The sequence below is a fragment of the Halogeometricum sp. CBA1124 genome, from assembly GCF_009741955.1.
Taxonomy (GTDB): domain Archaea; phylum Halobacteriota; class Halobacteria; order Halobacteriales; family Haloferacaceae; genus Halogeometricum; species Halogeometricum rufum.
Genome location: NZ_WPCD01000291.1, coordinates 1 through 3,049 on the forward strand (window position 1 = coordinate 1; position 3,049 = coordinate 3,049).

4 protein-coding genes and 1 pseudogene are annotated in these 3,049 nt (G+C 72.4%); 1 reads left to right on the forward strand and 4 read right to left on the reverse strand.

Going from position 1 to position 3,049, the window contains the following annotated elements; all coding sequences use genetic code 11:
• The 3 genes and pseudogenes from GJ632_RS20530 to GJ632_RS20540 all read right to left on the reverse strand — a co-directional run.
• A pseudogene (locus GJ632_RS20530) lies at positions 1-244 on the reverse strand (glycosyltransferase family 1 protein); the annotation flags it as partial.
• Positions 244-621: a 6-carboxytetrahydropterin synthase gene (locus GJ632_RS20535; RefSeq protein ID WP_089803898.1), complete on the reverse strand. Its 378-nt coding sequence runs from the start codon at positions 619-621 to the stop codon at positions 244-246. The gene GJ632_RS20535 and the pseudogene GJ632_RS20530, both read right to left, overlap by 1 nt.
• Positions 622-657: 36 nt before the next feature.
• Positions 658-1,668, reverse strand: a complete 1,011-nt coding sequence (locus GJ632_RS20540) for a zinc-binding alcohol dehydrogenase (RefSeq protein WP_394351844.1) — start codon at positions 1,666-1,668, stop codon at positions 658-660.
• Positions 1,669-1,951: 283 nt separating this feature from the next.
• Here GJ632_RS20540 and GJ632_RS20545 point away from each other — a divergent pair, with 283 nt between their 5' ends.
• The gene (locus tag GJ632_RS20545) at positions 1,952-2,644 is read left to right on the forward strand and encodes a CDP-alcohol phosphatidyltransferase family protein (RefSeq protein WP_343161292.1); all 693 of its coding nucleotides are present in this window, start codon (positions 1,952-1,954) and stop codon (positions 2,642-2,644) included.
• On the opposite strand, the gene GJ632_RS22570 is transcribed toward GJ632_RS20545, so the two are convergent.
• On the reverse strand, positions 2,641-2,829 hold the full coding sequence (locus GJ632_RS22570; RefSeq protein ID WP_197428126.1) for a hypothetical protein: 189 nt from the start codon (positions 2,827-2,829) through the stop codon (positions 2,641-2,643). The two genes, GJ632_RS20545 and GJ632_RS22570, sit on opposite strands and share 4 nt — an antisense overlap.
• Positions 2,830-3,049: the final 220 nt, after the last annotated feature.

Sequence of the window (3,049 nt, forward strand, 5' to 3'; positions counted from 1 at the left end):
GCGCGTCGGCGTCGAGGCGGAGGAGCGCGGGGTGGGCGAGTTCGTCGGCGAGAACCACGTCCGCGTCGCCGAGGGGCGGCGTCGAGAGCGCGTCGACCACGCCGAGCGGATACCGTCGCCACGGGACGGAGACGACGCGCGCCTCGTCGCCCGCCGCGCGGAGTTCCTCGAGGAGGGCCCGGTCGTAGGCGAACCCGCCGGAGGTGGCGTCCACCGACCCCGGCACGACGAGGGCGACGCGCATCAGAGCGGTGCGGTGTAGGCGGCGTTGGCGACGTCGTCCTCCCAGACGGTGACCGTCGTCTCGGCCACCGCGTCGGCGGCGAGTTCGTCGGCGAGTCGGTCGTGAATCACCCGCGCGAAGCGTTCGACGCTCGGGTTGTACCCCTCGAACTCGGGCAGGTCGTTCAGGAACGCGTCCGCGTACCGCGACTCCACGCCGTCCAGCGCCGCCTCGACGGCGTCGATGTCGACGAGGTAGTCGTACTCGTTCAGCGCCTCGCCCGTCAGTTCCACCTCGACGCGGTAGCGGTGCGAGTGGGGGTCACCCTCCGGGCCGGGGTCCGGGACGGTCAGCGCGTGCTGCGCGACGAGCGGTCTGACGACGGTGACGGCGTACATACCCGGTAATCGGCCGGCGATGCCGTAAAACTGCGGTCAGTAGGTGAACAACACCTGCACGGCCGCGGGGTCTCGCTCCAGCAACCGGTAGGCGTCGGCCGCCTCCGCGACCGGAATCCGGTGAGTGACGAGCGACGACGGTTCGAGGTCCGCGAGGGCGTCGAGGGCGTAGTCCAGACGGCGGTCCTTGTCCCACCGGCCGGCGTGGTCGGCGTCGATTCGGCTGACCTGACTCGAGCGGATGCGTATCTTGCTCCGGTGGAACCGCCCGCCGAGGTCCAGCGAGACGCGTTTCTCGCCGTACCACGACCCGACGACGAGGCGGCCGTCGTCGCCGGTGGTCGACAGGGCGTCCGAGAGGGCGTCGGGGTTCCCCGAGAGTTCGAAGGAGAGGTCGCTGCGCCCGTCGCCGGCGAACCGGTCGGTGACGGCTCCCGGCACCTCCTCGGGGGCGAACGACGCGTCCGCGCCGAGCGAACGCGACCGCTCGCGACGCGGCGCGTGGCAGTCCACGGTGACCAGTTCCGAGAGGGGGAACCGCGACAGCAACGCGGTGGTGACGAGGCCGACGACGCCCTGCCCGAAGACGGCGGCGCGTTCGCCGACGCGCGGCCGGCCGTCCATCACCAACCCCGTCGCCGTCTCCATCGTCGCCAGCATCGCGGCGTCCTCGTCGGACAGGGCGTCCGGCAGGGGGACGAGCGACGCCGGGTCGGCGCAGAAGTGACTCGCGTGCGGGTGGAAGGCGAAGACGCGCCGGCCCGCCCACGAGGGGTCCACGGCGTCGCCGACGGCGGCGACGACGCCGACGGCCGCGTACCCGTACGAGAGAGGATAGGCGAACGGTTCGTTCAGCGCGTCTATCGTCTCGTCGAGGGGTGTGTCGTCGGGCACCTCGTCGCGGTAGACGAGGAGTTCGGTGCCGGGACTCACCGCCGACGTCGACGTCTCCACCAGCACCTCGCCGTCGTCCGGCGACGGAACCGGCTCTCTCGCCACCTCGACGGTGCGCGGACCGGTGAACCGCACTCGTCTGGCGCCCGTCACGTGTGCACGCCCGGGAGAGGCGAGTGCGGCGCGGTTCCGTCCGCTGTCGGTCGAGTCATACCCAAACTGACGACGGCGACGGGGTAAAACTGTCGCGCGGGGGAACGTTCACCATCGCACGGGTCCTACGCTGGACCGTGAGCGACGAGGCCGAAGTGACGCCCGGCGTCGACGCGGACGCCGGTGCCGACGCGCCGTCCGGTACCAGCGCGGAGTCCGGTACCGGCGCGGGTGCCCGACGGACGACCCGACAACTGTTCTCCCTCGGCGTCGGACTCGCCGCGTGTACCGCCGTCGCCGCCGTCGTCGGCGAGCGTCGAGTGCCGGCGCGGGACTCCCGTGGGCCGTCGTCGCGGCGTCGGGGGTGGCCGCCGTCGTCGGATTCGCCGGACTGCGCGCCGACCGGAACCGCCCGGCCGAGGGACGTCGAGCGTTCGAGTCGCTCGGCGTCGCCAACGCGGTGACGCTCTGCCGCGGCGCACTCGTCGCCTTCCTCGCCGGGTTGCTCGTCGTCCCGACGCCGTTCGGGTGGCTCCCCGCCCTCCTCTACGGGACCGTCGCGGCGCTCGACGCCCTCGACGGCGCCATCGCCCGTCTGCGCGGCCGGACGACGCTCCTCGGGGCGTCGCTGGACGTGAACGTCGACGCCGCCGGACTCCTCGTCGCCGCCCTCGTCGGCGTCGTCGCGGGGTCGCTCCCGCCGTGGTACCTCCTCGTCGGCGTCGCCCGCTACCTGTTCCTCCTCGGCGAACGGGTGCGACGGCGGCGGGGGCTTCCCGTCTTCGAACTCCCGCACAGTACCACCCGTCGCGTCCTCGCGGGCGTGCAGATGGCGACGACGGCCGTGGCGCTCGCGCCGGTGGTTCCGCGCTGGGCCGCGTGGACGCTGGCGACGGCGACGATGCTCCCGTTCCTCGGGAACTTCCTCCGCGACTGGTTCGTCGTCTCGGGCCGGCGGGAGCGCCCGTTCCCCTAGTCGCGCCGGAGGAGGACGACGAGGACGCCGACGAGGGCGAGTTGGGCGACTTTGTCGACGACGGCGACCGGAGAGAGCTGGTTCAGTCCCTGAACCACCGTGACGGCGTAGATGGCGACCTGTCCGAGGACGAACGGGATACCGACCAGGTACGCGAGTCGGCGGCGGACGTTCAGGACCACCATGGCGACGCCGACGGCGAACCCGACTGTGGCGACGAGAAAGGAGACGCCGAACGCCGACGGGAGGGCGGCGACGCCGAGGACGAGGGTGGGACGACGCCCGAGAGGGGCGGCGGAGGGGCGATACCGACGTAGTGCACCGTCGTGAGCGAGGCGGTGTCGGATGCGCGGACGACATGCCCCGACCTGTTAGTGGGGAGGGACGATTAACAGTCGGTGCCGG